The following is a 23,868-nucleotide window of genomic DNA, read 5'->3' on the forward strand; positions in this document are numbered from 1 at the left end:
ATGCCCGAAGGAGACACCGTCTGGCACACCGCGGCCGTCCTGCGCGAGCACCTGGTCGGGCGCACCCTCACGCGCTGCGACGTCCGCGTCCCCCGGTACGCGACGGTCGACCTCACCGGGCAGACGGTCGACGAGGTGCTCAGCCGGGGCAAGCACCTGTTCATCCGGGTGGGCCGGGCGAGCATCCACTCGCACCTGAAGATGGACGGCAGCTGGCGGGTCGCCGACCGGCCGGTGCGGGTCGACCACCGGGCGCGGATCGTCCTGGAAGCCGGCGCCGTCCGCGCCGTCGGCGTGGACCTCGGCGTCCTGGAGATCCTGGAGCGCGACCGCGATGGGGACGCCGTCGCGCACCTGGGGCCAGATCTGCTGGGCGAGGACTGGGACGCCACCACCGCCGCCGCCAACCTGGCGGCCCAACCGGACCGGCCGCTCGCCCAGGCGCTGCTCGACCAGCGGGTGCTGGCGGGCATCGGCAACGTCTACTGCAACGAGCTGTGTTTCGTCAGCGGACACCTGCCCACCGCACCGGTGAGCGCGGTCGCCGACCCGCGCCGGCTGGTCGTCCGTGCCCGGGACATGTTGTGGCTGAACCGGTCCCGCTGGAACCGCTGCACCACCGGCGATACCAGGGCCGGGCGGCAGCTGTGGGTCTACGGGCGCGCGGGGCAGGGTTGCCGTCGCTGCGGCACCCCCATCAACTACGACGACTCCGGGGAGCGGGTCAGGTACTGGTGCCCGTCCTGCCAGCGCTGACGCTCCTAGCCCTCCGCGCTTGCGATCGCCACTGGTCCTGCGGTGGCGACCCGCAGCGCCCGGCTACGCCGCGCTTGCGATCGCCACTGGTCCTGCGGTGGCGACCCGCAGCGCCCGGCTACGCCGCGCTTGCGATCGCCACTAGTCCCGGGCGTGCGCCAGGAAGAACTCCGCGATGGCCTCCGACCCGTCGAGCGCGCGGGTGGTGGGCCCGATGATCGCCTTGGGCAGGTATTGCCTGCCGCCCGGCCAGGTGTGCCCGCCGCTGTCGATCTGGTAGAAGGTCACCTCGGTGGATGCCGCACACCCGGCGGAGTCGAAGCGATGCACGACGGTGCCGTCCCCGACGCTGGGCAGCGCCTGCACCGAGGGGTCGCCCTGGCATCCGTCGGCCGAACGCCACTTGTTCACCATGGTGGTGGCGGAGATGGAGTGGCTCAGCCCGCCTCGGCCGCGCACGGCCCCACCGTTGAACGGCACCAGCGGGTCGGCGGTGCCGTGGGCCTCCCAGACCGACACCGGCCGCGACGGATTGCACGCCACGCCGACGCCCAAAGTGCCCGCCACGGGCGCGACCGCGGCGAACACATCGGCGCGGTCACAGGCCAGCCGGTTGGACATGAAGGCCCCGTTCGACATCCCGGTGACGAAAACGTGCCCGGGGGCGATGCCGTAGTCGTTTTGCACCTTGTTCACCAGGCCCACCAGGAAGCCGACGTCGTCGATATGCCGGCGATCCGCCGGCGACGCCCCGCGCCCGTCGGCCCAGCTCTTGTCGTAACCGTCGGGATAGACCACGAGCAGGTTATGGGCGTCGGCAACGGCATCGAAGCCGGTCAGCCCCCGCTGACCGTTCCCGGTGCCACCGCCGCCGTGCAGGCTCAACACCAGACCGACCGGGCTACCCGGCGGCACGTGCAGCAGGTAAGTTCGATCCATGCCGCCGGAACGGAACGTCCCGGAAGCATCCCGAGCGGTGGCCGCCGAGACATTCCGCACACCACATCCCACCAAGCACACGGCTACGACGGCCACTGACAACCAACGCACGTACGGCATACCGTCAATACACCGACGGAGCCGATGCCGGAGCAAACCTGGGTGTGGCGATGATCGCAATATCAGTGATCCTGCACCGTGCGACGCAACAACGTGCGAATAATATTCGGGCAGCCCCCGCGGTCAACGAGCAACGGCACTTCGATGTCACGGGAGTATCAGAAATGACGAGGACCCAGATTCGCAACCCCAGCCTGCTGCTGTTGCTGTTGGCTGCTGGGGTTGTCCCGGCGACCGGACTGCTGGGCGCCCTGGGAGCGGCCCCGGCTGCCCACGCCAGCGCGGCCGACGACGCTTTCCTCGCGGCGCTGACGGCCAAGGGCATCAACTACGAGTCGCCCGAAACCGCCATCCGGTCCGGCCATTTGGTGTGCCAGGAACTCGAATCCGGCGAATCGGCGCAACAGGTGGCCAACGACGTCATGACCAACAGCCACCTCGATGGCTACCACGCCGGCTACTTCGTGGGCGTGAGCATCCGGGCGTATTGCCCCAAGTATCAGGCCTGAAATTAACAGGCAGTTGACAGGCTCGTGACAAGCGCGCCGGTAAAATTGGCGCTGAACCTATCTCGAGAACTCGAAGGCCAAATGATTCCTAAACTTTTGGTCGGCGTTGCACTCATCCTCGGCGCTGCAGGTTGGACGGCAGCATCGGCAAACGCCGACCCAAGCCCGTTTAGCACGCTGAGCTGCAGTTGCCAGGAGACTGCTCCGGCGGGCAGCACCACCCTCACGGACAAGGTCGATCGCGGAATCCAGCAAGGCCTTTCGGATCTGCCGGCCATCGCCGTCGAGCACTGACGATCACTTCCGCCTCCGCCGCTCGATGTAGTGATAGCGCGCGGCCCGTCGCCGGATGCGATACGCGCTTCCGCGGGTGCGGTGCGGCTGCCCGACGATGTGCATCGGCTCGCTGTAGAAGAGCAGCTTGCCCAGCTCCACCAACACCAGGTAACAGACGACAAAGGTGCCCAGCGCGGCGAAGAACTGCCACGGCAGCGGCGTAAAGCCCAGGGTGCGGGCCAGCGGTGAAATCGTCAGTCCGGCACCGACGGCGACCACGGTGAGGCTGGTGACGGTCAGCAGCGCGCTGGGTCGGCTGCGAAAGAACGGCACCATGCGGGTGCGAATGACGAAGATGATCAGCGTCTGCGTCGCGAGGGATTCCACGAACCAGCCCGTCCGGAACTCGATGGCACCGGCGTGCAGCACGCCGAGCATCAACCCGAACGTCAGGAAGTCGAACAGCGAACTGATCGGGCCGAAGATCAGCATGAAGCGCCGGATGAACGCGACGTTCCAGTGCGACGGCGCGTGCAGCTGCGCCGCGTCGACCCGGTCGGTCGGGATCGCCAGCTGCGAGGTGTCGTAAAGCAGGTTGTTGAGCAGGATTTGGCTGGGCAGCATCGGCAGGAACGGCAACAGAGCCGACGCGGCCGCGGCGCTGAACATGTTCCCGAAATTGCTCGACGTGCCCATCAGCACGTACTTGATGGTGTTGGCGAAGATGCGCCGGCCCTCGGCCACCCCGGTGGCCAGCACACTGAGGTCCTTTTCCAGCAGCACGACGTCGGCCGCATCCTTGGCCACGTCGGTGGCGCTGTCGACCGAGATCCCCACATCGGCGGCGTGCAAGGCCAGCGCGTCGTTGACACCGTCGCCCAGGAAGCCCACCGATCGCCCCTCGCTCCGCAGCGCGACGATCAACTTCGCCTTCTGCTCGGGGGAGATGCGCGCGAAGATCGTGTTCTTCTGCGCGATGCGGATGAACGCGTGGTCGTCCAAACCGTCGAGCTCCCCGCCGGTGACGGTGCCCTTCGACGCCAAACCCAGTTCGGCGCATACCTTTTCGGCGACCCGTGGGTTGTCCCCGGTGGCGATCTTCAGCTCGATGCCCAGCTCGGCCAGCTCGGAGAGCGATTGCCGCGCAGCGGATTTGGGCTCGTCGGCAAACACCAGGAACCCAGCGAGCGTCAGATCGCTTTCGTCCGCCCGGGTGAGCGTCGTCATCGCGGGCGCCGGTTTGGTGGCCACGGCCACCACCCGTCGCCCGGCGGCGAACAACTCCGCGAGAGTCTCCTCCGCCGCCGGCGGGACGGCTCGGCACTGGGCCAGCACCTGCTCGGGCGCCCCCTTGACCACCAGCACGCGGCCTCCGTCGTCGTCGACCAGCGCCGACGTTGCCCGGCGTTGGTGGTCGAACGGCAGCATCGCGACCCGGTGCGCCGCACCGGCCACCAACTGGTGCGCCTGCGGGGACTCCCAGAGCGCGGCATCGAGCGAATTGGCACTCGCACCACCGGTTTCCGGGTCCACATCGGTGGATAGCAGCCCCAGGTGGCAGACCGCGTCGCTGTGCGCACCGGCGTGATCGACCGAGCCCACCAGACGGATCCGCCCTTCCGTCAGGGTGCCGGTCTTGTCGGTGATCAGGATGTCGATGTCGCCGAGGTCTTCGATGCACACCAACCGCTTGACGAGCACCTTCGCTTTGGCCAGCTGCCGTGATCCGGTCGCCAGGCCGGTGCTGACGACAGCGGGCAGCAGCTGCGGCGTGATCCCGACCGCGATCGCGAGCGAGAACAGCACCGAGTCGATGATGGGCTTCTGCAGCAGCAGGTTGCTGATCAAAATGACCACCATCAGCGCGACGGCGACCTGTAGCAACAGGTAGGAGAACCGGCGCAGCCCGACCTGGAAGGCGGTCTCGGGCTGGCGATCGTCCAAACCCGATGCGATTTGCCCGAATTCGGCGTCTCGACCGGTGGCGTACACCACCCCGGTCCCCTCCCCGGCACTGACGATGGTGCCCATGAAGGCCAGGTCGGTCGCGTCAGCCAGACCGGTTCCGGCAGGCACCGGTTCCGTCGATTTCTCCGATCCCGTCGATTCCCCGGTCAGGATGCTTTCGTTGCATTCAAGGCCGCTGACCTCGATCAGCCGAACATCGGCCGGTATCGCCTCCCCCAGCGACAGCCGAATCACGTCGCCCGGGACGAGCGCGGTCACGGCGAGCGAGACGAACTTCCCGTCACGGCGCACCACGGCGTTGTGGCGCACGCTGTCATGCAGGTCGGCGGCGGCCCGCTCGGCGCGGTATTCGTTGATGAAGCCCAGCCCGATGCTGGCCGCCAGGATGATGCCGATGATGACGGCCTGCATGCTGTCGCCCAGGAAATACGAGGCGACTGCGGTGCCGGCCAGCAGGATGAGCACCGCGTTGCGCAGCTGACGGCCCAGCACCGCAAGGACATTCACGCGATGGGTGCGCACCGCGTTGGGCCCGTAGCGCGTGAGCCGGGCGGCGGCCTCCGCGCCGGACAACCCGGCCGGCGAGCTGTCCAACCGGCGCAGCACCTCGTCGACCGTGGCGGCCGCGACCAGCGTCGTGGTCGAGCCGGCGGTCTCCTGTCGGGGGTCGGCGATCATAGCCAGTCGCGACGTTTGAACATCACGTAGATGACCACCATCAGGACGAAGATCAGGCCGGTGCTGGCCAGAAAGCCGGCGAGGTGGCCGAAGCCCGGGTAGGGCACGTTCTGACCGTAAAAGCCGGTGATCGCGGTGGGAACGGCGATGATGGCCGCCCACCCGGTCAGCTTCTTCATGATGGTGTTCAGCCGGGCGTCTTGCAGCGACAGGTTGGTTTCGAAAATCGTTGTGACCATGTCGCGCAACGACTCCGTCCATTCCGACACGCGAAGCACGTGGTCGTACAGGTCGGCGTACAGCGGGTCCAGTTCCGGGGCAGTGCCCAGCTCGTGGCGGTGGTGCTGAATCGAGTTGACGACCTCCCGCATCGGGAGCGCCACCCGCCGCAGGGCGACCAGGTCGCGTCTCATCTGAAACGTTCTGCGCTGAAAGCTCGCCTGGCGCGGCTTGCCGTCGAACAGCTCGTCTTCGATGTCTTCGATGCAGTCGTCCAGGGCCTCGACCGCCGCGAAGTGACTGTCCACCACGACGTCGAGCAACCCGTGCACCAGCGCGCCCACCCCGTACTGCTGGGCGCCGATCTCCTCCCAGCGCCGGGTGACCGCGGCGATGTCGAAGTCGGGCGTCAAGCGCACGGTGATCAAACCGCGGGGAAGCACGAACGCCGAGATCCGCTGCGTGGACAGCATCCGCCGCGGCTCGTCGGTGCCTTCGCCCGCGACGTGGACGGCATAGACGGTGAAGAACGTGTGGGTTTCGTACGCGGTGGCCTTGACACGCTCGGCCGCCGCCACAGCGTCCTCGACGGCCCACGTGTTGAGGCCGAGTTCGGCAGCCAGGTCGCACAGCGCATCGTGGTCCGGCTCGCACAAATCCACCCAGACCAGGGCGTCGGGTTCGCGAAGGTACTCGGAGATGTCATCGAATGCGAACTCGTCCTGCGGCTTACCGTGGCGCCACAGGCGTCCGTGGATGTTGGGCGCGACCTGCACGAGGCCATCCTCTCAGCCCAGCCCCTCCAGCGCCTGTCAGTAGGTGGAGATTTCGTCCGGCGCGGGCAGGTCGCCGCTGACCATGAAGACGACCCGGCGGCCGACTTCCACGGCATGGTCGGCGAAGCGCTCGTAGAAACGGCCGAGCAACGCCGCGTCCACGGCGACGGGAATGTTGTCGGTCCAGTCGTCATCCAACAGCACGCTGAACAACTGCCGGTAGAGCTCGTCCATCGCGTCGTCCTGTTCGCGAAGCCGGGCGGCCTGCTGCGGATCGTGGGAAATCAGCACCTGTGTTGCGCTGTCCCCCAACGCGATTGCCACCTTGGCCATCTCGGCGAAACACGCGCGGACATTTTCCGGAAGTACCTGATTCGGGTGCTCCCGCCGGGCGATCTTGGCGACGTGCACGGCCAGTGCGCCCATGCGTTCGATGTCGGCGATGAGCTGTATGGCGCTGAAAACCGCCCGTAACTCCCCGGCAACCGGTTGTTGCAGCGCCAGCAACGCGAAGGCTTCCCGCTCCGCGCCCGCCCGCATCACCACCATTCGGTCGTGCTCCCGGATGACCTGTTCCGCGGCGTCGAGGTCGGCCTCCAGCAGGGCCTCGGTCGCTCGCCGCATGGCGTCGTTGGCCAGGCCGCACATCTGGCTGAGTTCAACGGTCAACTCGGCCAGCTGGTGGTGATACGCGGTTCGCATAGCGCAACGGTGGCGCAAGGCGAGCCGATTTCACAAGGGACGAAAGCCACCCGAAAAGGTCCTGAACGACTCCTCCCCCGCGCGCCACCGCCCGTTAATCTGCCGCTATTACCATGCCGAGAACACTCGAACGATCGACGTGAGCCGGGAGAGCACGGTGACCACACGACGCGGCCTGCCCGGCTTGGGCATGCTGTTGGCGCCGCTGCGCGTCGCCGCCGTGGGAACCGAAATCGCCGCCGGCACCGCCCTGTTGGGCGGCAATGTCGCGATGAGCGTGGGCAGGTCCCTGGTGCGCGCCACGCCGGACGTTCCGGCGCTGACCCGCGCGGCGGCGGGCGCGGTGCTCGAGGCGGCGGGCGGACCACCGGCGCGGCGCACCAGCAGCAACGGCGCGCGGCACTGGGTCGAGGTGCGGGGGCTCGAAAGCCAGCACGCCGCGGCGATCACGACCGATGTTTTGGCGGCCGTCCGCGCGACCCCCGGCGTGCGGCAGGCCTACGTCAACCGCACCCTCGCGCGGGTGGTGGTAACCGTGGCCGACGGCGGACCGTCGGCCTCAGCGCTGAGCCGCGCCGTCGCCGGCGCCGAACGACGGCGCGCGGGCAGGCAGCTGCCGGCCAGCCTGCCGGGCGACGACGCGCTGCTGATGGGCCGGATGGTCGCGGCCACGGCCGCCTCTGTGGGCCTTGGCCTCTCACTGACCGGCAGTCTGCTGCGGCTGCCCCGGTTGCCGGACTTGGTGGCCGTACCGCCGACGATCGCCGACCACCTGCCGCGGCTGCGCAGGGAGCTGGAGCGGCGTCTCGGGCCCGACGGCACCGACGTGTTGTTCGGCATCGTCAACGCCACCACCGCCGCCCTGACGCTGTCGCCGACGGCGGGGGCGGCGCAGGCCGCCACCCGCGCCATGCTGGCGGCCGAGGCGTGGAACGGCAGGCTGGCGTGGTCCCGGCATGAGCCCGGGTTGGCTGGCCGTCCGGTGCGCGACGACGCCGGCGCGGCGCCGACCGCCAACCCGGCGCCCCCCGACGGGCCCGCGGAACGCTACGCCAACCGCGTCGGCATGGCGGGTCTCGGCGCCGCCGCCGCGGTCGGCCTGCTCACCCGCAACCCCGACGCGGCGGGCGCCGCCGCGCTGGCCGCCATCCCCAAGCCGTTGCGCACCGTGCGAGAAGCGTTCGGCTGCACGATGAACCGCGGCCTTTCCACCCGCCACGACGCGCTGGTGCTGCGCCCCCGGGTGTTGCGGGCACTCGACCGGATCGACGCGATCATGGTCGACCCGCGCGCGCTGTACACCGACGAATTGACGGTCAGTCGTGTACTCGGAGTGGAGGATTCGGCGCGCGCCCACGCCTGGGAGGCGGTTCGGGCCGCGCTCGACAACGACGGCCTGGAACCGGGATGGCACCCCCTGGCCGACATCCCCGGGGCGGGCAACGTCGGCGAGGCCCTCATCAGCTTCATCCGCGATCCGTTCGCCGCCGCGGTGCTGACCGAGGCTAGGCGGTCGCAGCCGCGCGTATATTCACTCGACGACGACGGATTACGTTCCCTGGCACAGGGTTTCGACCAACTGTATCCGGCGGACGGGTCGATCGACCACGCGGTGGCGGCGGCCGTTGCGGAACTGAAGGCCGCCGGTAACACCGTGGCGCTGTTGACCACGTCGGGCATGCGGGCCGCGCACCGCTCCGACGTGACGATCGGGCTGCTGCGGCCGGGGCATTCGCCGCCCTGGGCGGCCGATGTGATCGCAAATGACCTGACCGGCGCCTGGCGGGTGTTGCACGCGCTGCCCGCCGCGCGCGCCGCCACCGACAACGCCGTCCGGTTGTCGGCGTCGGCTTCGGCGCTCGGCGCGTTGATGCTGATTCCCGGTGTGCCCGGCCGGAGTTCGGCATCGGTCAACGTCGGCATGTTCGCCAGCCTGTGGTTCGGGTACCGGGCGGCCACCAAGACGTTGCGCGATCCGCTGCCGAAGCCCGAAACCATCCACGACTGGCACGCGTTGCCGGTCGCCGACGTGCAGCGGCTGCTGCCCCGCCCGACCGAGGAGGACCGCGAGGAGGCGGCTGCCGCCTGGTGGCAGCAGGTGCCACCGATTCGTGCGCTGCACGACGCGAGCGCGGCGGCGTGGGCGGTCGTCCGCGATTTCGCCGACGAGATGCGCGACGACCTGGCGGACCCCATCACCCCCTTGCTGGCCACCGGCGCGGCGGCCAGCGCGCTGCTCGGCTCGCCGCTGGATGCGGTGCTGGTGGGCAGCGTGCTGTTGGTCAACGCCGCCTTGTCGGCCGAGCAGCAGCTGCACGCGGAGAGCACCCTGAATCGCCTGCTGGCGGTGCAGGATCCGCCGGCGAGGCGGCGGGTGGGTGCGCTGGACGCGCACCGCCGCGAGAAGGTGCCGACCAAGCGGCTGCGGCTGGGCGACATCATCGAGGTGCACGCCGACGAGGTGGTGCCGGCGGACGCCCGCTTGCTGCACGCCTCGAACGTGGAGGTCGACGAGTCGACGCTGACCGGCGAATCGCTGCCGGTGGCCAAGCAGATCGATCCCACGCCGGGCGCCCCGCTGGCCGAACGGACCTGCATGCTCTACGCCGGCACCACGGTGGTCGCGGGCACGGCGGTGGCCGTGGTCACCGCCGTGGGATCGCAGTCGGAGATGCGCAGGGCGCTGGCGATGGCGCCGAGGAAGATGCAGGAGATCGGGCTGCAGCGGCAGTTGCGGCACATCACCCGCCGGGCCCTGCCGTTCAGCGTGGCCGGCGGGGGCCTGGTCGGACTGCTCAGCGTGGCGCGGGGCACCGGGTTGCGCGAGGCGGTGTCCAGCGCGGTCACGCTGATCGTCGCCGCCATCCCGGAGGGCCTGCCCCTGGTGGCGACGCTGGCCCAGTTGGCCGCCGCGCGCCGGCTCACCGGCGAATCGGTGCTGATCCGCAACCCGCACTCGGTGGAGGCGTTGGCCCGGCTGAACGTGGTGTGCTTCGACAAGACCGGGACGCTGAGCGAGAACCGGCTGAAGGTCAAGGCGGTGCGCCCGATGCCGGGCTACACCCCCGGTGCGCTGTTGGATGCTGCGTTGAGCACCAGCTACGCCCGGCACACCCACCGCGTCGACCACGCCACCGACGACGCGATCCACCGCGCCGCAGAAGACCCCGCCCTGCGCGGCGACGGCTCCGGGCCGCAGCGGCTGACCCGGGACGCCTTCCTGCCGTTCCAGTCCGGTCGCCCGTTCGCCGCCGCGCTCGTCGGCACCCGGCTGACCATCAAGGGCTCACCCGAGGTGCTCGCGTCGGCGCTGCTGCACGACGACCACCCCTTGACACGACAGGTCGACGAGATGGCGGCCAACGGGTTACGGGTGCTGGCGGTGGCCGAGCGTCAACTCAGCGCGGGTGAAGCCGCCTCCGCGGCAAGGGATCCGGACCGCCTGGAGGCCCTGTGCGGCTCCGGCCTCACGCCGGTCGGCCTGCTCGGACTGGCGGACACCCCGCGGGCCGCCGCCCCCGCGGTGCTCAAGGAACTCGGCGAGCGTGGCATCGGCGTCCGGCTGATCACCGGCGATCACCCGGCGACCGCGGCGGCGATCGCCCAGGAGCTGGGGATCGACGTCACCGCCGAACAGGTGATCACCGGCAGCGACTGGGAGGCGCTGTCCGCCGACCAACGGGCCGCCGCGGCGGCGGCGCGGGTGGTGTTCGCGCGGATGACGCCGGAACACAAGATCGACGTGGTGCAGACCCTCGAGCGGTCCGGGCTGGTGACGGCGATGGTCGGCGACGGCGTCAACGACGCCGCCGCGATCCGGGCGGCCAGCGTGGGCATCGGCGTGGCGGCGCGCGGCAGCGATGCGGCCCGCACCGCGGCGGACGTGGTGCTGCTCGACGAACGGATCGAGGCGCTGCTCGACGCGCTGGACGAGGGTGAGCAGCTGTGGCGGCGGGTGCAGTCGGCGGTGTCGATGCTGTTGGGCGGCAACCTCGGCGAGGTGTGCTTCGCCCTGATCACCACGGTCCTGACCGGGCGTTCGGTGCTCAACGCCCGCCAGATGCTCTTGGTCAACATGATGACCGACGCGCTGCCGGCCGCAGCTCTGGCCGTCAGCCCCCAGACGGGCACCGCCGACGTCGACCGCGACGAGGCGGCGATGTGGCGGGCGATCGGGATCCGCGGTGCGGCCACCACGATCGGCGCGACGGCCGGCTGGGCGATGGCCAGCGTGACCGGCCCGCCGCGCCGCGCCGCCACGGTCGCGCTGGTGGCGTTGGTGGGTGCGCAGCTCACCCAGACGCTGGTCGATTCGCGCGCCCCGCTGGTGGTGTTGACCTCGGTCGGCTCGCTGGGCGCGCTCGTGGTGGTGGTCAGCACACCGGGACTCAGCCAGCTGTTCGGCTGCACGCCGCTGGACCCCCTCGCCTGGGGCCAGGGGTTGCTGGCCGCGGCGGCCGCCAGCGGCCTGTCGGCGGTCGCCCCCGACCTGCTGCTGCGCGCGTCGCAGGGCGCACAGCGGCGGTGGCTCGGCGGCGAGCCGGCGATCGAACCCGAAAGGGCACAAAGTCCCACCCCTTCGGTGCGGCCGACCCTGCCGGGTCCCGGGCGCACCGACCACGATTGAGGCGTGCACATGCAAAATCGCTTACAGCTCAAGCCTTATCGGTCCGTATCGGAGCACATCGACGGTGCCTGGTGGCCGCGAACGACGAACCTGCTCGACGAGTTGCCGGCCCTGCTGGCTGCTGTGTCCGAGCGGCTGGGCCCCGTCGTGATGGTGGGCTACCGCCGCAACGGCTGGCAGGACACCCCTGCGCTGGTGCAGATCGGCGGCCACACGGTCGAACTGCTGGCCTTCACCAGCGACGAGCCGTCCAGCGTCATCCTGATCGGGGAGAACGGCCATCACCTCACACTGCACGTCATCCGCCCGGACGCCGGCGATGAGGTGGCCCGTCAGGCGCTGGAGCAGGCGCGGGTGCCCGCCGACGACGGGGCGCCGTCGCGCAGCCGGTCAACCGTGGCGCGATCGGTGGCCGACGTCGCCGACAAGTTGGCCCGCCATGAGGGGCTGGGCGACGAGCAACGGACCGCGCAGATCAAACGCTGGTCCGAGGAGGCCGCCGAGCAGTTCGTCGACGCACCCGTCCAGACCTTCGTGCCGATCCTCGTCGAACACATCGTTCGCAACCGCATGGTGGAGTCCCGCAGAGAAGCCCCGTCGGTGCTGCCGGCGAGCCACCCCTGAGCGGCTGAGCGCGTTCGGTGGACGCCGCGCTGATCGACCCCGACCCCGCGCTCCTCGATGCCGCCGCCGTCGTCGAAAAGCTGCGCACCGACGCCGAACTCGGCCTGACCGCCGAGGAGGCCGCCCGCCGGCTCGCCGTCGTCGGCGCGAACGATATCGCGAGCGTTCCGCCGCCGCCGGCCTACCGGAAGCTGCTGGCGCAGTTTCGCAGCCCCCTGATCTACCTGCTGTTCGCCGCGCTGGTCGCCTCGCTCGCCGTCTGGGTTGTCGAGGGGGCCGGCGGCTGGCCGGTCGACGCGGTGGTGATCGCGGTGATCCTCGTCCTGAACGCGCTCCTCGGTTACGCGCAGGAGACGCGCGCGGAGCGCGCGGTCAGCGCGTTGGCGCGGATGGCCGCTACCTCGGCGACGGTCCTCCGCGGCGGCGCGCGGCGCACCGTTCCCGCGAGCGAGGTGGTGCCCGGCGACCTGCTGCTGCTCGCCGAGGGCGATGCCGTGGCGGCCGACGCGCGGCTGCTCTCGGCCGCGGGGCTGGAGGTGTCGGAGGCCGCGCTGACCGGCTTGAGTGAGCCGGTGCCCAAGGACGCCCGGACACTGGCGGAGCCGTCGGCGCTCGGGGACAGAGCGGACATGGTGTTCAAGGGCACCGCGGTCAGCACCGGTGTCGGGCGGGCGGTGGTGACCGCCACGGGAATGGCGACCCAGACCGGGCAGATCGCCAGCCTGGTGCGCATCGCCGACCATGAGCCGACACCGTTGCAGCGTGAGGTCGCCCGGGCCAGCCGGCTGCTGGGGATCGCGGTGTTGGTGATCGCCGTCATCGTGATCGCGACCATTCTCGTGGTCTTCGGCATGCACAGCGCCCACGACGTGGTGACGGCGGCGCTGTTGGGCGTATCGCTGGCCGTGGCGGCCGTGCCGGAAGGCCTGCCCGCCATCATGTCGGTGGTACTCGCGCTGGGCATGCGGCGAATGGCGGCCCAGAACGCCGTCGTCAAGGAGCTGTCGTCCGCCGAGACCCTGGGGTCGGCGTCGGTGGTGTGTTCGGGCAAGACGGGCACGCTCACCACTGGGGAGATGACGGTCGTGCGGGTCGTCACCCCCCTCGGCGAGGTGGCGGTCACCGGTGCCGGATACCGGCCCGAGGGTCGCCTCGAGCGTGCCGGGGCGGCGCTGGACGAGGGCGACGACTTGTGGCGGCAGGCCGCGCTGGTGCTCGACGGGGGCGCCGCGGCCGCCAACGCGACCCTCGAAGCGGACGACGGGCGGTGGACGATCCGGGGCGATCCCGTCGAAGCGGCCTTCCTGGTGGCCCACCGGAAGCTCGGCGGCGGGCCCCGCCCCACCCCGGCGGGTGTGACGACGGGCGACCCCGACGAGGTGCTCGGCCACTGCACGCACCTGCGAGCCGGTGATCGGGTGGCTCCGCTCGACGACGCGACGCGAGCCACGATTCGAAGCGGTGCGGAGCGGCTCAGGCTCGATGCCCTGCACGTCGTGGCGGTCGCCTGCCGGTCGAACCACGACCTGGTGTACCTCGGCATGGTGGGCATCACCGACCCGCCGCGACCGGAGGCGGCGGCGGCGATCGCCGAGGCCCGCCGGGCCGGCGTCCGGGTCGTGATGATCACCGGCGACCATCCCCAAGCCGCGGCGCGCATCGCCCGCCAGCTCGGCATCGAAGACAGCGAGTCGGCCGTGTCCGGTGCGGAACTCGCCGCCCTGGACGACCACCGGCTGCGCGAAACGGTGCGGCTGCACTCGCAGTTCACCCAGGTGAGCCCGGCGGACAAGCAGCGCATCATCGACGCGCTGCAGGCCGAGCATGAGGTCGTCGCGGTGACCGGCGAGGGGATCAACGACGCGCCCGCGCTCAAATCGGCCGACATCGGCATCGCGATGGGCCGCACCGGCACCGAGGTCGCGAAGGAAGCGGCGAACATGATCCTCGCCGATGACAACTTCGCGACCATCGTGCAGGCCATTCGCGAGGGCCGGGGCATCTTCTCCAACATCAAGAAGACGCTGCGCTACCTGCTCTCCTCCAACATGGGCGAGATCTTCACCGTCTTCTTCGGCGTCGTGCTCGCCGGCGCGATCGGCCTCTCCCAGGGTCATAACGTCGCGCTGCCGCTGTTGGCCACGCAGATTCTGTGGATCAACCTGCTGACCGACGGCGCTCCGGCCCTGGCGCTGGGCGTGGACCCACACGCCGAAGAGGTCATGGACTGGCCACCGCGCTCGGCGTCGGACCGGGTCATCGACGCCCGGATGTGGAACAACATCATCGTGATCGGCGCGGCCGTAGCCGCCGCCACCCTCGTCACGATCCACCTGTACGCGCCCGGCGGGCCGCTGTCGTCGTCCCTGGACACCGCCCGCACCGCTGGCTTCACGGTGCTGGTGATCGCCCAGCTGGTCAACACCATCAACGCCCGTTCCGAGACGCGGACCGCCTTCCACCGGTTCTTCGCCAACGGCTGGTTGTGGGCGGCGATCGGGTTATCGGCACTGCTGCAGGTGGCCGTTGTTCAGCTGCCGGTTCTCAACACCGCCTTCACCACCACGCCGCTGTCGATGAGCCAGTGGCTGGTGTGCGTGGCCATGGCCAGCACGGTCCTGTGGGTGAGCGAAATCCGGAAGCTCATCTTGCGCCAGCGGACATCACGGTTGTGATCGCCTCGATGTCCGCCCGGCTCGGCAGTCCCCAGTCGGGCTGGTAGCCCAACAATTCGTCGACCCGCACCGTCTTCATGTCGATGTCGAGAAGTTCCATGGCTTCCAGCGGCACCAGCGCCGGGTGGACGTGGCCGCAGGTGCGGGCGAGCTGCAGTAGCTCGAAGCGCAGGGTGGCGAGGTAGTTGGCGCAGCGCACCGACTTCAGGTCCGGGTCGAGGCCGTGCTGCAGCCACGGCGACTGGGTGGCCACGCCGGAGGGGCAGCGGCCGGTGTGGCAGCGCTGGGCCTGAATGCAGCCGATGGAGAACATGGCGGTTCGGCCGACGTTGATCATGTCGCAGCCGGTGGCCAGCGCCAGCAGCGCGTTCTCCGGGATGCCCAGCTTGCCCGACCCGACGAAGACCACATCGTGGTGCAGCCCGTGCTCGGCGAAGGCCCGGTAGACCCGGGGCTGCGCCCATTTGAACGGCAGGGCGACGTGGTCGCTGAAGACCAGCGGCGCGGCGCCGGTGCCGCCCTCACCTCCGTCGACGGTCACGAAGTCGACGCCCGTCCCGGTGCGCGCCATGCGCGCGGCCAGGTCACACCAGAACCGTTCCTCCCCGACCGCCGACTTGATCCCGACCGGCAGGCCTGTCTCGGCGGCGATGGTCTCCACCAGCTCCAACAGCCCGTCGACGTCATGGAAGGCGGAGTGGCCGGCGGGGCTCCTGCAGTCCACCCCTACCGGAACGCCGCGGATGGCGGCGATCTCGGGGGTGACCTTGGCGCCCGGCAGCACACCGCCCAGGCCCGGCTTGGCGCCCTGGCTGAGCTTGATCTCGATGGCGCGGATCGCCGGCGTGGCTGCCGCCCGATCGATCAGCCGGGGCAGGCTGAAGCGGCCGTCGCCGTCGCGGCAACCGAAGTAGCCGGTGCCGATCTGCCAGACCAGGTCGCCGCCGCCCAGGTGATACGGCGACACCCCGCCCTCGCCGGTGGTGTGCAAGGCGCCGGCGAGGGCCGCGCCCTTGTTCAGGGCGGTGATGGCCGCGCCGCCGAGCGCGCCGAAGCTCATCCCGGAGATGTTGACCACCGACGACGGGCGGAAGGCTTTGGCGCGCCCCCGCGCGCCGCCGAGCACCTTGGCCGCCGGCAACGGCACCGCCGGGTCGGGGTGCTCGGGTTCGCCCACCGGCGCCGCGACGGGGAACGCCGCGTGCTTGATGATCGGATAGTTGTGCACCCGTTCCAGGTCGTTGTCGGTGCCGAAGCCGAAGTACCGGTTGGCCAGCTTCGACGACGTGTACACCCAGCGGCGCTGGTCGCGGCTGAACGGCCGCTCGGCGTCGTTGTCCGTGACGATGTACTGGCGCAGTTCCGGGCCGACGGCTTCCAGCAGGAACCGCAGGTGCCCGATGATCGGGTAGTTGCGCAGGATGGTGTGACGCCGCTGCAGGAGATCCCAGCCCGTCAGTCCGGCCAGGCTCCCGCCGACCAACGCGGCCACCGCCCGCGATTTCAAGAATCGAATTCCGTGTATACGCCCAGCAGGTCGCGCGCCGACACGATGCCGACCAGCGCGCCGTCGCGCTCCACCAGCACGTGGCGGATGTAGCGGTCCATCATCCGGGCGGCGACCTGGTCGACCGAGGCTTCGGCGTCACACCACACCAGTTTGGTGCTGGCCACGTCGGAGACCGCTGCGGTGGCGAGGTTTCGCCCGGCGGCTACGGCCCGCACGATGTCGCGCTCGCTCACCAGCGCGACCGGCCGTGCCTCGTCGCCGATCACGACGGCTCCCACGTCGCAGGTCACCATGGCCCTGGCGGCGTCGGCGATCGTGGCGTCGGCGGGGACGCGGGCCACGGGGTCACCGGTGATGGTGGAGATCGGGATGGATCCCGGCGTTGATATCTCAGTCACGCCTCCATGCTCGCCAGCGGGCGGCCGGCCTTCTAGTGACCTGAGTCCTCAATCCGCGTCCATCCGGCCCTAGCCCATTCGGGAATGCGGGACCACGCTGGCAGGCATGGGCGCTATGGGACGCCGGGGCTGGTTGCGGCCCGCTCAGTGGGTCGAGCCGATCCTTGCCGTGGTCACCGTCGTCGCGTTGGCGGCCGGGGGGATCGCCTGGCTTGCCGGGGCGCCGCGGGTGGCCGACGGCTGCTGGATCGCGGGCACGGTGGTGGCGTTGCTCCCCGCGGTGGTGTGGGTGCTGGCCGCACTGCGCCGGGGTCGATTCGGGGTCGATCTGATCGCCGTTTTGTCGCTGGTAGGCACGCTGCTGGTGGGTGAGTATCTCGCGGGCGCGCTGATCGCGGTCATGCTGTCCGGTGGGCGGGCGCTGGAGGCGGCGGCCGAGCGCCGCGCGTCCCACGATCTGCGGGCGCTGCTGGAACACGCGCCGCGATTCGCGCGCCGTCGCGTCGGGTCGGCGGTGGACGTGATCGCGCTGGACGAGGTGGCGGTCGACGATCTGCTCGTGGTGGGCCCGGGTGAAGTGGTGCCCGTCGACGGGCACATTTCCGGCCCTGTCGCGGTGCTGGACGAATCGGTCCTGACCGGCGAACCCCTGCAGGTGGAGCGCGGCGTGGGCGAGCCGGTGCGCAGCGGGGTTGTCAACGCGGGCAGCGCCTTTGAGATTCACGCCACCGCCACCGCCGCCGCCAGCACCTACGCGCAGATCGTCCGCCTGGCCGCGGAGGCCGGGGCGGAGAACGCGCCGGTGGTACGGCTGGCCGACCGGTACGCGGCGTGGTTCTTGCCGTTGACGCTGTTGGTGGCCGGGGCGGCCTGGTTCGCCAGCGGGTCACCGGTGCGGGCGGTGGCGGTGCTGGTGGTGGCGACGCCATGCCCGCTGTTGCTCGCGGCGCCGGTCGCGATCGTGTCCGGGCTGTCGCGGGCGTCGCGGCGCGGCGTGGTCATCCGCAGCGGTGGCGCTCTGGAAAACCTGGGCCACGCAACGACTTTGGTGATGGACAAAACCGGCACCCTGACCATGGGGCAGCCCGTCGTCATCGACGTCGCGGCCGCGCCCGGCCGCGATGCGCTCGAGATCCTGCGCCTGGCCGCCTCGGTCGATCAGATGTCTCCGCACGTGCTGGCCGAGGCGATCGTCACCGCGGCGCGGGCCCGCGGTCTGCGGCTGTCGCTGCCCACCGAGGTGGTCGAGGAACCGGGCCGGGGTGTCACCGCAACCCTGGACGGCCGGCGGGTCCACGTCGGCAAACTCTCGCACGACACCGCGACCGCGGAATGGGCCCGCGCGGTGGTCAATCGCGCCCTGCTCGACGGCGCCGCGATCGCCTGGGTCTGCGCCGACGGGCGGCCCACGGGCGCGGTGTTGCTGCGCGACCCGCTGCGTCGCCATGCGCCGCGAACGCTGCGCCGGTTACGCGAAGCCGGGCTGAACCGATTGGTCATGCTGACCGGAGACCGCGCCGAACCCGCCCGCGAGGTCGCCGCCGTCCTGGGTTTGGACGAGGTGTACGCGGAACAAAGCCCGGCCGACAAGGTGGCGGCCGTGCGCGCGGAACGGGACCGTGCGGTGACCGTGATGGTCGGCGACGGGGTCAACGACGCACCGGCGTTGGCTGCGGCCACGGTCGGCGTCGCGATGGGCGCCCGCGGTGCCACCGCGTCCTCGGAGGCCGCCGGCATCGTGTTGACCACCGATCGGCTGGAGCGGCTCGCCGACGCGATGGACATCGCCCGCTGGTCGCGACGCATCGCCGTGCAGAGCGCGGTCACCGGCATGGTCCTGTCGCTGGCGGCGATGGCCGTCGCCGCCATCGGTTGGCTCCCACCGGCCGTCGGCGCGCTGGTGCAGGAGGGCATCGACGTCGCCGTGATTCTCAACGCGCTGCGCGCCCTGCGCGGCGACCCGGACATCGAGGTCGATCTCCCCGCGTCGACCGAGCAGCTGTTGCGGCGCTTCGACGCCGAGCATGACGAGCTGCGCGACGCCGTGGATCTGTTGCGCGACGCCGCCGACCGGTTGGCCGCCGCGCCCGACCAGTCGGCGCTGGAGGCGATCGGCCGCGCGCACGCCGTGCTCACCGAGCGCATCATCCCGCACGAGCAAGCCGAGGAGACGCAGCTTTATCCCGCGCTGGCCCACCCGCTGGGCACCAGCGAAGCGACCGCCCCGATGAGCCGCACCCACGCGGAGATCCAGCGGCTCTCCGACCGGATCGGCGCCCATCTGGCCTTGGCCCAGAGCAGGGGGGCGATCGGCCCCGACCAGCTCGACGACCTGCTCGCCTGCCTCTACGGGTTGCATGCCCTGCTACGCCTGCATTTCCTTCAGGAGGAGGAAAGCTATTTCACCCTCGCCGAGGACGAACCCGGCCCGCGAAAACCGGATGGCCGGGATGCCTTGGCGGACAAGCTATCCCGCTGACGGCGGTCGTTTCATAACGGTGCCGGGCAGCTCCGCGCCGATTTCGATGTCCTCGTAGTCGCGCCCGTCGCCCCGGCCACCCTTGCCGCCCACCGGCGGCCGCATCGGCGCCACCGGCATGGCGGGGGTCTGCCCCGCCCCCGGCGGAAGCGCGGACACCGCCGAGGCGAGCTGCACCGGCGGCTGCGCGCCGGGCAGCATCCCCACCGTCGCCGGCGGCATGCTCAGCTTGCCCACCAGCACGGAAACGCCCAGCGCGCCCCGGGGCGCCAGCGCCCCCGAACCCAGGGCGTTCACCAGGCTTGCATCCGCCGACGCCAGGGCGGCCCCGCCCTCCGCCAGGCCCTGTCCGATGTCGGCGCTGACACCTGAAAGCGCTTGGGCCGCATTGAGCTGCGCCAGGTAGCTGAGCAGGTTGACGGGGAATCCGCCGGCGATGAACTGCCAACCCCAGATGCTGGTGTACCCGAACCAGCCCTTGTTGGGGTCGAAGGGGGTGACGCCGAGCGCGTCGATGATCGACCCCGTGGACGTCTGAGAGCTTGCCAGCGCGTTGGCGGCCGGCACCAGCGAGGCCTGGGTGGAGACGCCCGAGGGGTTGGCGACGGGCGGCGGGGACGAGAGTGGGGAGAGCTTGACGGCGTTCAGCGAGGTTGCGCCGTAGCGATACATCGCCGCCGAGTTGTTGACCCACATGGCGTTGTACTCGGCTTCGGTCTCGGCGATGGCCGGAGCGTTGATGCCGAAGAAGTTGGTGGCCAGCAACAACGCCAGCCGCGCCCGGTTGGCTGCGACGACGGAGGGATGCACCACCGTCCAATGCGTCAATTCGAATGCGGCCGTGACGGTCTCCACCGATGCGGCGATTTCCTGGCATTGCGCCGCGGTGGTCCGCAACCAGGCCAGGTAGGGCTCGAAGGCCTGGGCCATCGCCACCGAGGACGGGCCCTGCCACGTCCCCGCCAGCGACGCCAGCTCTTCGGTATAGCTGCTTGCGGCCGCCTCCAGTTCGGCGCTGAGCTCCTGCCAGGCGCCGGCCGCTTCGATCATTGACCAGGCGCCGGGTCCGGAGTGGATCAGCGCCGAAGTGATCTCGGGCGGCAGCAGCCCGAAATCAATCATGTCTCGTCCAACGCAATAGGGTGCGCGGGACTACTTTGCTTGCGCAACAGGGATTTTGGGCCGCGATTAACCTATCCGGCGGCGAGAATCGACTTCCGGAGTGGGGAGGCGTCATTGGCTCTCATCCCCCGCTTGGCGGTCGGTGAATCACCTTCTTCGGGAGTTCCGCCCCGTATTCAAGGTCCTCAAACTTCTGTTGCTTGCGCTTGCGCCAACCACTGCCCGCGGAGTTGGTTGCCGGCGCCATCATGGGCATGAGCGGCATGCCGGTGAGCCCGGCGTCGGCCGGCAGTGGCGACACCGACGATGCGAGTTGCACCGGCGTCTGCGTCGCCGGTAGCAGGCCCACCACCGCGGGCGGCGCGGTCAGCTTGCCCAGCGAAACACCGACCCCCATCGCACCCGCGGCCGCGCCCCCGGGTGCGGCTTGCAACGCACTGGCCAGCCTGGTCACCGACGACGCCAGCGCCCCCTCGCCCTCCGAGAGCCCCAGGCCGATGTCGCTGCCCACACCCTGCAGCGCCTGGGCCGAGGTGTTCTGCGCCAGGTAGCTGAGCAGGTTGATCGGGAACCCGGACGAGATGAACTGGTTGCCCCAGGTGCTGAAGTAGCTGAACCAACCGGCGTTGGGGTCGAAGGGGGTGACGCCGAGCGAGTCGATGATGTTCCCCGTGCTGGAGGCCGAGCTGAGCAAGGAAGCATTAGACACCGCGGCGTTTTGGTTGAGCGTGCCCGTCGGGTTCGTGATGGCGAGCGGCGAATTGAATTGCGACAACGACGTGGTCGCTTGCGACGACGCCGCCTGGTATCGGGTCATCGCCGCGGAATTGTTCGCCCACATGGTCTGGTATTCGTCCTGGGTCGCGGCGATCGCGGCGGTGTTCTGCCCGAACCGGTTGGTGGCCAGCAACTGCGCCAGCCGGGTCCGGTTGGCGGCGACGACCGAGGGGTGCACCACCGCCGAGCGCACGGTGGTGAATGCCACCGCGGCGGACTCTGCCGAGGTGGCCATTTGCTGGGCTTGTTGCGCGGTGGTGCGCAGCCAGATGAGATAGGGCTGTACGGCCTGCAGCATCGCCATCGAGGACGGGCCGTCCCACGAATCGATCAACGACGACAATGCGGACGCGTACACGGCAACCGAGTTTTCCAACTCGACGCCCAAATTCTGCCACGCGCCAGCGGCCTCGATCAGCGAACCCGCCCCGGGACCGGAATGGATTAGCGTCGAGGTGACCTCGGGTGGCGCGAATAAGTCCATCACATCTCACATTGTCTATGCCGGGTACGCGGCCGGAAAATTTCGATTACCAAGTTGCAAAGAGACCGGAAACATTAGGCATTCACCCCCCCAAGGTGCTGCGCGCATCCTTCCCATCGAGTTCCGGACCGTGAGAACGATATACCGGCGACCTTAGGGTAGCCAAAGTATTAGTCGGCTTCGGCACCTCGAAAACCGGCGCCGACGGACCCTCTAGACGGTCACCGACGCGCCGCGGGGCACCTCGATGATCCGATCGGCCATGTCGCGGCGCTGCATCTCCCGCGTGAATTCGGCCAGCGGCGAAGCGAAGACGCCGTAGTCGTCGAAATGCACCGGAATGGCCTTCGGCAGGTCCAGCATCGACACCAATCCCGCGCCCTGGCGGCCGTCCATGGTTACGGTCAGCCCGAAGGGAAGCCGCGGGCCGGCCGGCAGCCGGGTGCCGCCGAGGTGCAACACGCCGACCTCGATGGAGTCGAACCGCGCCGGGATCTCTTTGAGGTCCTCGATGAGCAGGGTGTCGCCGGAGATGTAGAGCCGGCGCCGGAGTGATCCGTCGGCGGCGGCGAATTCCAGCATGGTGCCCATCACCGGCGGCAACAGCCGCTGGCTCCACCCCGGGGCGTGTCGGCCCGGCAGCGACGTCATGGTGACGGTGGTGGCGCCCTTGGTGATCTTGTGCTGTTCCCACGTCGACAGCCCACTCGCGTTCGCGAAGCCCCGGTGCTGCAGCCGTTTGGCGGCGTGCGGGGTGGTGACCACCGGGAGGTCGTGGTCGAGGCCTTTCTGCGACACGCGGTCCCAGTGATCGCCGTGCATGTGGGAGAGCACGACGGCGTCGATCGGCGGTAGTTCGTCGATACGCAACGCCGGTTCCCTGAGTCGCTTGGATACCAGCCCGTGACCGAGGTAGGCGAGTTGCCCCCGGTGCAGGAAGTTGGGATCGGTCAGCAGCGTCAGCCCGCCCGCCGCGATCAAGGTGGTCGCGTTGCCCACGAACGTCACGGTGATGTCCATAGCCGCGGGCTACCCGATCGCGGGCTGCTCACGCGGCCCGGAAGTTTCCGCTACAGGCCGGGCAAGCAGATGGGTGCTCCGTAGCAAGGTGGCGGACCCAGCGGCCGGCGGGGAGCGTCGCCCTCCCACACGAACTGGCCGACGTTGCCCATCCCCCCGACGGGGACCCAGTACCAGTGATGGCAGACGCCCATATCCCATCGGACATCGGGCATCGGCAACGGCTGCCCCGGGCACCAGTCGTGCGGGACCGTGAAGTTGTCCAGGGGTAGGGGGCCGATCACTTGCGGCGCAATACCGCGCTCCGCCTGGGCCGTACCGGCGGACAGGCCCAGACCCGCCAGCGCCACGCCGCCGGACAGCAGCGTCCCGGTAATGACCTTCCTGAGCTTTTGATTGTTCGACATTGCCTCGCGCCTTTCCTCGACGCTCTGCGATCAGTATCCGCTCGCGCCGACCCCGTCACGGGGGAAGTGGACTACGCGAATCAGCAGATACCGGCCTGTTCGCTACCGATCCCAGAAAAGGGCGTCGCGGAGCAAAGCCGCCCGTGTGGCGCAGGGGTGTTCTACAGTGACGCCCTACCGGGGGATTCGTCGAGGCATCGAGGAGGCCCCGTAATGACAGCGGTCGACGACATCACCAGCCTTCGCCAGCGCCGCGAGGCAATCGTCAATCAGCATGCCGAGGCGGAAAACCGCCACGACGTCGAGGCGACAATCGCCACCTTCGCGCAGCCACGCTACGAGGTGAACGGCGTTCCGAGCGACGGTGAGGATGCCGTCCGGGAGCTGCTGCAAGGCCTCATGGTTGGCCTCCCAGACCTGCACGCCGAGTTCGGCAGGATGCGCCATACCGACGACGCGATATTCGGCGAAGGGCTGATCACGGGAACCCATGACGGCGAATGGGCGGGCATCCCACCAACCGGTCGCCGCATCGAGATTCCGATAGTCGGCATCTTCGAATTCGACGGCGATCGACTGCTATGCGAGAAGGTCTATTTCGACATGGCGAACGTGCTGATTCAGATGGGTGTGCTTCCTCCTATCAGCTAGAAGGGTGGCGGATCGTCATCGCTGGCGGGTGGGGCCGGCCCGCTGGAGCTCACCGATTCGGCTCGCCGGGCCATGCGGGCTTGGTGGTTGTTGCGGCGTTCGGTGGCTACCCGGGAGGCGCGGTCTTGGGCGCGGGTGCGGCGGCGTTTGG

Annotated in this window: 18 protein-coding genes; 8 read left to right on the plus strand and 10 right to left on the minus strand. The window is 69.8% G+C overall.

Annotated elements, in window-relative coordinates; genetic code table 11:
* Window positions 1-756 (plus strand): endonuclease VIII Nei2, encoded by a 756-nt coding sequence (gene nei2 / locus A5773_RS17610; protein ID WP_067791783.1) that lies wholly within the window; start codon window positions 1-3, stop codon window positions 754-756.
* 141 nt (window positions 757-897) lie between these two features.
* On the opposite strand, the gene A5773_RS17615 is transcribed toward nei2, so the two are convergent.
* Window positions 898-1,815, minus strand: coding sequence for a PHB depolymerase family esterase (locus A5773_RS17615; RefSeq protein WP_066949792.1), 918 nt, complete (start codon window positions 1,813-1,815; stop codon window positions 898-900).
* 164 nt (window positions 1,816-1,979) lie between these two features.
* Here A5773_RS17615 and A5773_RS17620 point away from each other — a divergent pair, with 164 nt between their 5' ends.
* Together A5773_RS17620 and A5773_RS25675 are read left to right on the plus strand one after the other, a co-directional pair.
* A complete protein-coding gene (locus A5773_RS17620; RefSeq protein ID WP_066949788.1) occupies window positions 1,980-2,324 on the plus strand; it encodes a DUF732 domain-containing protein in 345 nt (114 codons plus the stop codon).
* Between the two features lie 24 nt (window positions 2,325-2,348).
* Complete coding sequence (locus A5773_RS25675) at window positions 2,349-2,618, plus strand: hypothetical protein (protein ID WP_231989076.1); 270 nt, start codon at window positions 2,349-2,351, stop codon at window positions 2,616-2,618.
* A gap of 3 nt (window positions 2,619-2,621) precedes the next feature.
* Here the strand turns inward: A5773_RS25675 and mgtA are convergent, their stop codons facing one another.
* The 3 genes from mgtA to phoU are packed head-to-tail and all read right to left on the minus strand — an operon-like array spanning window position 2,622 to window position 6,943.
* On the minus strand, window positions 2,622-5,246 hold the full coding sequence (mgtA, locus tag A5773_RS17625) for a magnesium-translocating P-type ATPase (RefSeq protein WP_066949785.1): 2,625 nt from the start codon (window positions 5,244-5,246) through the stop codon (window positions 2,622-2,624).
* Window positions 5,243-6,241, minus strand: a complete 999-nt coding sequence (locus A5773_RS17630; RefSeq protein ID WP_066949782.1) for a magnesium transporter CorA family protein — start codon at window positions 6,239-6,241, stop codon at window positions 5,243-5,245. Before A5773_RS17630 ends, mgtA begins: the two co-directional genes overlap by 4 nt.
* A 36-nt stretch (window positions 6,242-6,277) precedes the next feature.
* The gene (gene phoU, locus A5773_RS17635) at window positions 6,278-6,943 is read right to left on the minus strand and encodes a phosphate signaling complex protein PhoU (RefSeq protein ID WP_066949778.1); all 666 of its coding nucleotides are present in this window, start codon (window positions 6,941-6,943) and stop codon (window positions 6,278-6,280) included.
* Between the two features lie 190 nt (window positions 6,944-7,133).
* On the opposite strand from phoU, the gene A5773_RS17640 reads away from it, so the two are divergent.
* Genes A5773_RS17640 through A5773_RS17650 form a run of 3 tightly spaced genes read left to right on the plus strand, consistent with a single transcriptional unit; the run spans window position 7,134 to window position 14,869 of the window.
* Window positions 7,134-11,570 carry a cation-translocating P-type ATPase gene (locus tag A5773_RS17640; protein ID WP_082948292.1) on the plus strand — a complete coding sequence of 1,479 codons (4,437 nt, stop codon included), beginning with the start codon at window positions 7,134-7,136 and terminating at the stop codon, window positions 11,568-11,570.
* Window positions 11,571-11,579: 9 nt separating this feature from the next.
* Window positions 11,580-12,194, plus strand: coding sequence for a DUF5994 family protein (locus tag A5773_RS17645; protein WP_067791785.1), 615 nt, complete (start codon window positions 11,580-11,582; stop codon window positions 12,192-12,194).
* 17 nt (window positions 12,195-12,211) lie between these two features.
* Window positions 12,212-14,869 (plus strand): cation-translocating P-type ATPase, encoded by a 2,658-nt coding sequence (locus tag A5773_RS17650; protein ID WP_066949771.1) that lies wholly within the window; start codon window positions 12,212-12,214, stop codon window positions 14,867-14,869.
* Here the strand turns inward: A5773_RS17650 and A5773_RS17655 are convergent.
* Both A5773_RS17655 and A5773_RS17660 read right to left on the minus strand, forming a co-directional pair.
* The gene (locus tag A5773_RS17655) at window positions 14,838-16,376 is read right to left on the minus strand and encodes an FMN-binding glutamate synthase family protein (protein WP_067791787.1); all 1,539 of its coding nucleotides are present in this window, start codon (window positions 16,374-16,376) and stop codon (window positions 14,838-14,840) included. The genes A5773_RS17650 and A5773_RS17655 overlap by 32 nt on opposite strands.
* Window positions 16,373-16,777, minus strand: coding sequence for a CBS domain-containing protein (locus A5773_RS17660; protein ID WP_067791789.1), 405 nt, complete (start codon window positions 16,775-16,777; stop codon window positions 16,373-16,375). Before A5773_RS17660 ends, A5773_RS17655 begins: the two co-directional genes overlap by 4 nt.
* A 115-nt stretch (window positions 16,778-16,892) precedes the next feature.
* Here A5773_RS17660 and A5773_RS17665 point away from each other — a divergent pair, with 115 nt between their 5' ends.
* Window positions 16,893-19,256, plus strand: a complete 2,364-nt coding sequence (locus A5773_RS17665) for a heavy metal translocating P-type ATPase (protein WP_156659310.1) — start codon at window positions 16,893-16,895, stop codon at window positions 19,254-19,256.
* Here the strand turns inward: A5773_RS17665 and A5773_RS17670 are convergent.
* The 4 genes from A5773_RS17670 to A5773_RS17685 all read right to left on the minus strand — a co-directional run bounded on the left by A5773_RS17670 (window position 19,245) and on the right by A5773_RS17685 (window position 23,066).
* Window positions 19,245-20,375: a PPE family protein gene (locus A5773_RS17670; RefSeq protein WP_067260511.1), complete on the minus strand. Its 1,131-nt coding sequence runs from the start codon at window positions 20,373-20,375 to the stop codon at window positions 19,245-19,247. The two genes, A5773_RS17665 and A5773_RS17670, sit on opposite strands and share 12 nt — an antisense overlap.
* Window positions 20,376-20,499: 124 nt before the next feature.
* The gene (locus A5773_RS17675; protein ID WP_066949754.1) at window positions 20,500-21,639 is read right to left on the minus strand and encodes a PPE family protein; all 1,140 of its coding nucleotides are present in this window, start codon (window positions 21,637-21,639) and stop codon (window positions 20,500-20,502) included.
* Between the two features lie 213 nt (window positions 21,640-21,852).
* Complete coding sequence (locus A5773_RS17680) at window positions 21,853-22,659, minus strand: MBL fold metallo-hydrolase (protein WP_066949750.1); 807 nt, start codon at window positions 22,657-22,659, stop codon at window positions 21,853-21,855.
* Between the two features lie 50 nt (window positions 22,660-22,709).
* Complete coding sequence (locus A5773_RS17685) at window positions 22,710-23,066, minus strand: hypothetical protein (RefSeq protein WP_066949747.1); 357 nt, start codon at window positions 23,064-23,066, stop codon at window positions 22,710-22,712.
* Between the two features lie 213 nt (window positions 23,067-23,279).
* Between A5773_RS17685 and A5773_RS17690 the strand changes: the two genes are divergently transcribed.
* A complete protein-coding gene (locus A5773_RS17690; RefSeq protein WP_066949743.1) occupies window positions 23,280-23,717 on the plus strand; it encodes an ester cyclase in 438 nt (145 codons plus the stop codon).
* Window positions 23,718-23,868 lie beyond the last annotated feature (151 nt).

It is taken from the genome of Mycobacterium sp. 852014-52450_SCH5900713, assembly GCF_001667075.1.
In the GTDB taxonomy this organism is placed as follows: domain Bacteria; phylum Actinomycetota; class Actinomycetes; order Mycobacteriales; family Mycobacteriaceae; genus Mycobacterium.

What these genes read in the sequence shown, in the direction of transcription:
- nei2 (WP_067791783.1), top strand. Translation starts at nt 1, where the DNA reads ATGCCCGAAGGAGACACCGTCTGGCACACCGCGGCCGTCCTGCGCGAG.
- A5773_RS17615 (WP_066949792.1), bottom strand. Translation starts at nt 1,815, where the DNA reads ATGCCGTACGTGCGTTGGTTGTCAGTGGCCGTCGTAGCCGTGTGCTTG.
- A5773_RS17620 (WP_066949788.1), top strand. Translation starts at nt 1,980, where the DNA reads ATGACGAGGACCCAGATTCGCAACCCCAGCCTGCTGCTGTTGCTGTTG.
- mgtA (WP_066949785.1), bottom strand. Translation starts at nt 5,246, where the DNA reads ATGATCGCCGACCCCCGACAGGAGACCGCCGGCTCGACCACGACGCTG.
- phoU (WP_066949778.1), bottom strand. Translation starts at nt 6,943, where the DNA reads ATGCGAACCGCGTATCACCACCAGCTGGCCGAGTTGACCGTTGAACTC.
- A5773_RS17640 (WP_082948292.1), top strand. Translation starts at nt 7,134, where the DNA reads ATGCTGTTGGCGCCGCTGCGCGTCGCCGCCGTGGGAACCGAAATCGCC.
- A5773_RS17645 (WP_067791785.1), top strand. Translation starts at nt 11,580, where the DNA reads ATGCAAAATCGCTTACAGCTCAAGCCTTATCGGTCCGTATCGGAGCAC.
- A5773_RS17665 (WP_156659310.1), top strand. Translation starts at nt 16,893, where the DNA reads ATGGGACGCCGGGGCTGGTTGCGGCCCGCTCAGTGGGTCGAGCCGATC.
- A5773_RS17675 (WP_066949754.1), bottom strand. Translation starts at nt 21,639, where the DNA reads ATGGACTTATTCGCGCCACCCGAGGTCACCTCGACGCTAATCCATTCC.
- A5773_RS17680 (WP_066949750.1), bottom strand. Translation starts at nt 22,659, where the DNA reads ATGGACATCACCGTGACGTTCGTGGGCAACGCGACCACCTTGATCGCG.
- A5773_RS17685 (WP_066949747.1), bottom strand. Translation starts at nt 23,066, where the DNA reads ATGTCGAACAATCAAAAGCTCAGGAAGGTCATTACCGGGACGCTGCTG.
- A5773_RS17690 (WP_066949743.1), top strand. Translation starts at nt 23,280, where the DNA reads ATGACAGCGGTCGACGACATCACCAGCCTTCGCCAGCGCCGCGAGGCA.